General features: G+C 62.9%; 6 protein-coding genes. 3 read left to right on the forward strand and 3 right to left on the reverse strand.

Going from position 1 to position 5,003, the window contains the following annotated elements; translation table 11 throughout:
* On the reverse strand, positions 1 to 537 hold a 537-nt coding region (locus tag AUR66_RS14735), incomplete at its 3' end, for an NAD(P)-dependent oxidoreductase (RefSeq protein WP_269432606.1).
* A 287-nt stretch (positions 538 to 824) separates the two neighbouring features.
* On the opposite strand from AUR66_RS14735, the gene AUR66_RS14740 reads away from it, so the two are divergent.
* The 3 genes from AUR66_RS14740 (at position 825) to AUR66_RS14750 (ending at position 2,785) form a co-directional block, all read left to right on the forward strand.
* Positions 825 to 1,709 carry an SDR family oxidoreductase gene (locus tag AUR66_RS14740; protein WP_058573036.1) on the forward strand — a complete coding sequence of 295 codons (885 nt, stop codon included), beginning with the start codon at positions 825 to 827 and terminating at the stop codon, positions 1,707 to 1,709.
* A gap of 126 nt (positions 1,710 to 1,835) precedes the next feature.
* The gene (gene serB, locus AUR66_RS14745; RefSeq protein ID WP_058573037.1) at positions 1,836 to 2,486 is read left to right on the forward strand and encodes a phosphoserine phosphatase SerB; all 651 of its coding nucleotides are present in this window, start codon (positions 1,836 to 1,838) and stop codon (positions 2,484 to 2,486) included.
* Positions 2,487 to 2,593: 107 nt separating this feature from the next.
* Positions 2,594 to 2,785: a hypothetical protein gene (locus AUR66_RS14750; RefSeq protein ID WP_058573038.1), complete on the forward strand. Its 192-nt coding sequence runs from the start codon at positions 2,594 to 2,596 to the stop codon at positions 2,783 to 2,785.
* 24 nt (positions 2,786 to 2,809) lie between these two features.
* Here the strand turns inward: AUR66_RS14750 and lpdA are convergent, their stop codons facing one another.
* Together lpdA and AUR66_RS14760 are read right to left on the reverse strand one after the other, a co-directional pair.
* Positions 2,810 to 4,237 (reverse strand): dihydrolipoyl dehydrogenase, encoded by a 1,428-nt coding sequence (gene lpdA / locus AUR66_RS14755; RefSeq protein ID WP_058573039.1) that lies wholly within the window; start codon positions 4,235 to 4,237, stop codon positions 2,810 to 2,812.
* A partial coding sequence (locus AUR66_RS14760) for a dihydrolipoamide acetyltransferase family protein (RefSeq protein WP_197409797.1) occupies positions 4,237 to 5,003 on the reverse strand: 767 nt, incomplete at its 5' end. The genes AUR66_RS14760 and lpdA, both read right to left, overlap by 1 nt.

The raw sequence follows: 5,003 nt of genomic DNA on the forward strand, positions 1-5,003 counted from the left end.
TTGCTCGGCGCGCTCTTGGCCGATGTAGGGGTCGTACGCGACGAGGTCCATCCCGAGCGAGTGGTACTTCTTCGCGACTTCTTGGCCGACGCGGCCGAGGCCGACGACGCCGAGCGTCTTCCCGTTGACTTCGTTGCCGAGGTAGTCGGACTTGGCCCACTCGCCGTTCTTCAGGCGGGCGTGTGCCTGCGGAATCGAGCGCGCGGCGGCGAAGCCCATCGCAACCGTGTGCTCGGCGGCGGCGCGGACGTTCCCCTCGGGCGCGTTGGCGACGATGACACCGTGTTCGGTGGCGGCGTCGATGTCGATGTTGTCGACACCGATGCCGGCACGGCCGACGATGACGAGTTCGGGTGCCGCCTCGAATACTTCGGCGGTGACCTGTGTCCCGGAGCGGACGATGAGCCCATTTGCGTCGGAGACGGCGTCCAGCAGCGCGTCACCTTCGACGTCGTATGCGGTCTCTACTTCGTACCCAGCCTCACGAAGTCTGTCCAGACCCGCATCGGCGATTGGGTCCGTGACGAGTACCTTCATGCGCGTAGGGACATACTCACGGGGGTTAAGAGTTGCCACAACGGCCGATATCGTGACAGTGAGAGTGTCTCACACGATTCTTCACGTTCTGGCTCGCTTTCACGACGTGGGTGATTCCGTCGGGTGGACGCTCTGGACGCAACCGAGAGTCAGCAGACGACGCGAAAACTGTTCACATATTTATCGGTTCTTCTGTCGTAAGGCGTGTATGCAAATCGAAGTGGTCGGAACAACCGGTCGAACGGGAACGAATTGTTCGTCGACTCCCTCCCACGACTAACAGACGAATGAAACGGATACTCGTCACTGGTGCCACAGGAACCGTCGGAAGTCACGTCGTTAGCCAACTTCGCGAGAAGGACGTCGTCGTGCGGGCGGGTGTTCGTGCTGTCGAACGAGCCTGCGAGCAGTTCGGGAGCGACGTCGAGTGTGTCCACTTCGACTTTCACAAACCCGAGACGTGGGGTGCAGCGTTCGAGGATGTCGATGCGATGTTCCTCGTCCGACCGCCATCAGAGGGTCGCGTGAAGCGCCATCTCACACCCGCTATCGATGCCGCTTCCCGGGTCGGTGTCGACCACGTCGTCTATCTCTCGGTGCTGGGTGCCGAGAAGAACCCACTGTTACCCCACCACCGTATCGAGGACCATCTCCGAGATGTCGACGTGACCGTCACGTTTCTGCGGGCGTCGTTTTTCATGCAGAACCTCTCCGAGGTCCATCGAGAGGATATCGCCGCGCGCGACGAGATTTTCGTCCCCGCAGGTGAGGGCACGACGAGTTTCGTCGATGCTCGAGATATCGCTGCGGTTGGCGTCGCTGCACTCACCGAAGTCGGACACGAGAACTGTGCGTACGACGTAACGGGCCCGGAAGCGCTGACGTACGACGACGTGGCCGATACCTTTTCAGCCGTGTTGAACCGGCGTATCGAGTACACTCGTCCAGGCCCCGTCGCGTTCACGACGACGATGTATCGGCGTGGCTTCCCACTCACGTTCGTCGTCGTGATGCTCGGAATCTACACGACTGCCAGATTGGGGCTGGCAGGTCGCGTGACCGACGACGTCGAACGCGTGCTTGGGCGACCACCTCGAACGATGCGTGAATTCGTCGAGGACCACGCCGATGCTTTCCGAAAAGAGTCTCCACGTACCACGTCGAGCCAATAGGGGCTGTACTGTCGTTTCTGGGCTTCGTCTCACGGAATCGGCATCTCGTCACGACGAGTGAGTCGACTTGCGGAAAAGATTCCGCGCGACCGTATAGTTGAAAGCCCACGGCGATGACGGGCAGATATGCGAATCATCGCCTTCGACTTCGACGGCACGCTCTCAGACTCGGAGATGACGGTCCTCCTCGGGGAGAAGAACGGCACCGCCGAGAAGATGGCCGACATCACCGAGCGCGCCATGAACGACGAGATTAGCTACGCGGAGAGTCTTCGCTCGCGTGCTCGACTCCTCGACGGACTCGAAGAGGAACTCGCCGAGGAAGCCTACGGCGAGGTAGAACTCCGTCCCGGTGCGGCAGAACTCATCCAGCGACTCCGCGACTACGGCCACCACGTCGCCATCTTCACCGGCGGGTTCGAGCGTGGTGTCGAACGCGCACTGGAAAAAGAGGGCGTCGAAGTCGACGACATCGTCTCGAACCACCTGCCCGTGAAGGGTGGCCGACTCACCGGCGGCGTCGAGGGGTCGCTCATCGAGGGCACGAAAGACACCGCCCTCGAAAATCACGCCGCCGAACACGACGTGCCGATGGAGCGAACTGTCGCCGTCGGCGACGGCGCGAACGACCTGCCGATGCTCGAAGTCGCCGGCCTGTCGGTTGGGTTCGTCCCGAAGACGGCGGTTCGACCCGCCTGCGACGTCGTCGTCTCGTCGATGGATCGCCTCGGCAAGGTGTTCGAGGGCTACAACATCCTCGACGCCGACGAGGAGTAACCGCGTCGCAGGCACCCGCACGGCCCCTCCTGCCCCGGCACGCACTGCTGGCTGGCAAGGTTTGAACACTGCTAACGCTTATCATGCTTGGCGTCGTATCGATTTTCATGTCTATCAGCGACGTCAACACACCCGAGCTGTGGGTGGCGGGGTTCGTCTTCGTAGCCCTCGCCCTCGCTGCCCAGTTAGAGGGTGTGGTCCTCCTCGACTTCCGCACACTCGGTATCGACAAATCGATTCCCGCCGCCGTGGCAGTGGTGGGGACGATGCTGGCTTTGTGGTGGATAGAGAACGAATAAAAAACGACGACTGAGTCTGCTGCGTTACCGATTCAGCGTGTGAATCGCCTGTCCGAGCGCGTTTTCGGCGGCCTCCATGACCGCTTCGGCGAGCGTCGGGTGGGTGTGGATGGTGGATGCAACGTCTTCGAGCGTCGCGCCCATCTCGATGGCGAGGGCGACTTCAGCCACCAACTCGGACGCCTCGGGGCCGACGATTTGCGCTCCGAGGATGAACCCGGAGTCGTCGTCGGCGACGATGCGGACGAAGCCATCGGCGTGGCCCGTGGTGAGGGCACGGCCAGAGGCGCGGAAGGGCATCTGCCCGACGGCGGTGGTAAAGCCCATCTCTTCTGCTTCGTCTTCGGTCATCCCGACGGTGCCGATTTCGGGGTCGGTGAAGACGGCGGCCGGGACGGCCTGACTGTCGAAGGCGACGGGTTCGCCAGCGATGTGTTCGGCAGCGACGATACCTTCTTTCGAGGCAACGTGGGCGAGCATCGGGGTGTCGGCGACGACGTCACCGACTGCGTAGATGTGCTCCACGTCGGTGCGGCGGAAGTCGTCCACGTCGAAGAACCCGCGCTCGTCGGCTTCGATGCCGGCGTTTTCGAGTTCCATCGTGTCGGTGACGGGCGAGCGTCCGACGGCGACGAGCACCTTGTCGGCGCGGTACTCGGCTTCCTCGCCGTCTTCGGTTTCCGTGGTGACGATGATGCCATCGTCTTCGTCGCGCCATCCGCTGGCACCTTCGCCGAAGTTCATGTCGATGCCGAGTTCTTCGGCGCGCTTGCGGACGACACGGGCCACGTCGGACTCGTACCCGGGGAGGATGTCGTCGAGCATCTCGACGACGGTGACTTCCGACCCGAGTTTGGCGAACGTCGTGGACAGTTCCATGCCGATGTAGCCACCGCCGACCACGACGAGGCGGTCTGGGACGGTGTCTGCGGCGAGGGCGTCGCGCGAGGACCAGACCTGCTCGTCCGCGAAGTCGAAGCCCGGAATCTGGATGACGCGCGACCCGGTGGCGATGATACAGTGTTCGAACTCGATGGTCTCGGAACCCTGTCCTTCGCCGCCGTGGGCGATGCGGACGGCGTTCTCGTCTTTGAAGCGGGCCGTTCCCTCGACGAGGTTCACGCCGTTGGCCTTACAGAGTTTTTCGACGCCGCCGGTGAGTTGGTCCACGACGCCGTCCTTCCAGTCGCGCAGTTGCGACATGTCGACGACGGGGTCGGCGTGGATACCCATCTCTTCGGCGTTGCCCGCCTCGTGGGCGAGGTTCGCGCTCGTGATGAGCGCCTTCGACGGGATACACCCGTAGTTCAGGCAGGTGCCGCCGTAGGCGTCCTTCTCGACGAGCGTGGTGTCCAGCCCCTGCTGTGCGGCGCGGATGGCGGCGACGTACCCGCCCGGTCCGGCACCGATGACGAGCACCTCGGTTCCGGTCGCGATATCTCCAACGACCATTATTCTAACACCAGCAGTTTGGGGTCTTCGAGCAGTTCTTTGATGCGGTTCGTGAAGCGGGCACCCTGTGCGCCGTCGACGATGCGGTGGTCGAACGACAGCGAGAGGGTGAGGACTTTTCGAGGCACGATTTCACCGTCTACAACGCGTGGCTTGTCCTTGATTGCACCGAGTGCGAGGATGGCCACTTCGGGGTAGTTGATGATTGGCGTCGCGTACTCGCCGCCGATACCGCCGATGTTGGTGATGGTGAAGGTGCCACCGCGCATCTCGCCGGGCGAAATCTTGCGGTTGCGGGCCTTCTCGACCAACTCGTTCATCTCGTCGGCAATCTGGAGCATACCCTTGCGGTCGGCGTCGTGGACGACCGGAACCATGAGACCGGCGTCCGTCGCGGCGGCGACGCCGATGTTGTACTCGTCGCGGAGGACGATTTCCTCGTTCTCCTCGTCGAGTTGCGAGTTGATGTGCGGGAAGTCCTTGAGCGCCGCGATGACCGCCTTCATCACGAACGGCATGTAGGTGAGTTTCGTGTCGCGCTCTTCGGCGACGGGCTTGAGTTGCGAGCGCAGTTCCACGAGTTCCGTCACGTCGACTTCGTCGTGGTGGGTGACGTGCGGCGCGGTGTACTTCGAGCGCTGCATCTGGTCGGCGATGGCCTTTCGGACGCCCTTGAAGGGGACGCGCTCACCGGCGACGGGGCCGGAGTCGGCAGCCGTCGTCTCGGTTGTGGCGGTTCCCGCCTCGGGTTCGGCGGCGACTGCCT

Source organism: Haloferax profundi, assembly GCF_001469865.1.
Taxonomy (GTDB): Archaea; Halobacteriota; Halobacteria; order Halobacteriales; family Haloferacaceae; genus Haloferax; species Haloferax profundi.

Coding starts and splice junctions, on each gene's coding strand:
- AUR66_RS14740 (WP_058573036.1), top strand. CDS start 825: ATGAAACGGATACTCGTCACTGGTGCCACAGGAACCGTCGGAAGTCAC.
- serB (WP_058573037.1), top strand. CDS start 1,836: ATGCGAATCATCGCCTTCGACTTCGACGGCACGCTCTCAGACTCGGAG.
- AUR66_RS14750 (WP_058573038.1), top strand. CDS start 2,594: ATGTCTATCAGCGACGTCAACACACCCGAGCTGTGGGTGGCGGGGTTC.
- lpdA (WP_058573039.1), bottom strand. CDS start 4,237: ATGGTCGTTGGAGATATCGCGACCGGAACCGAGGTGCTCGTCATCGGT.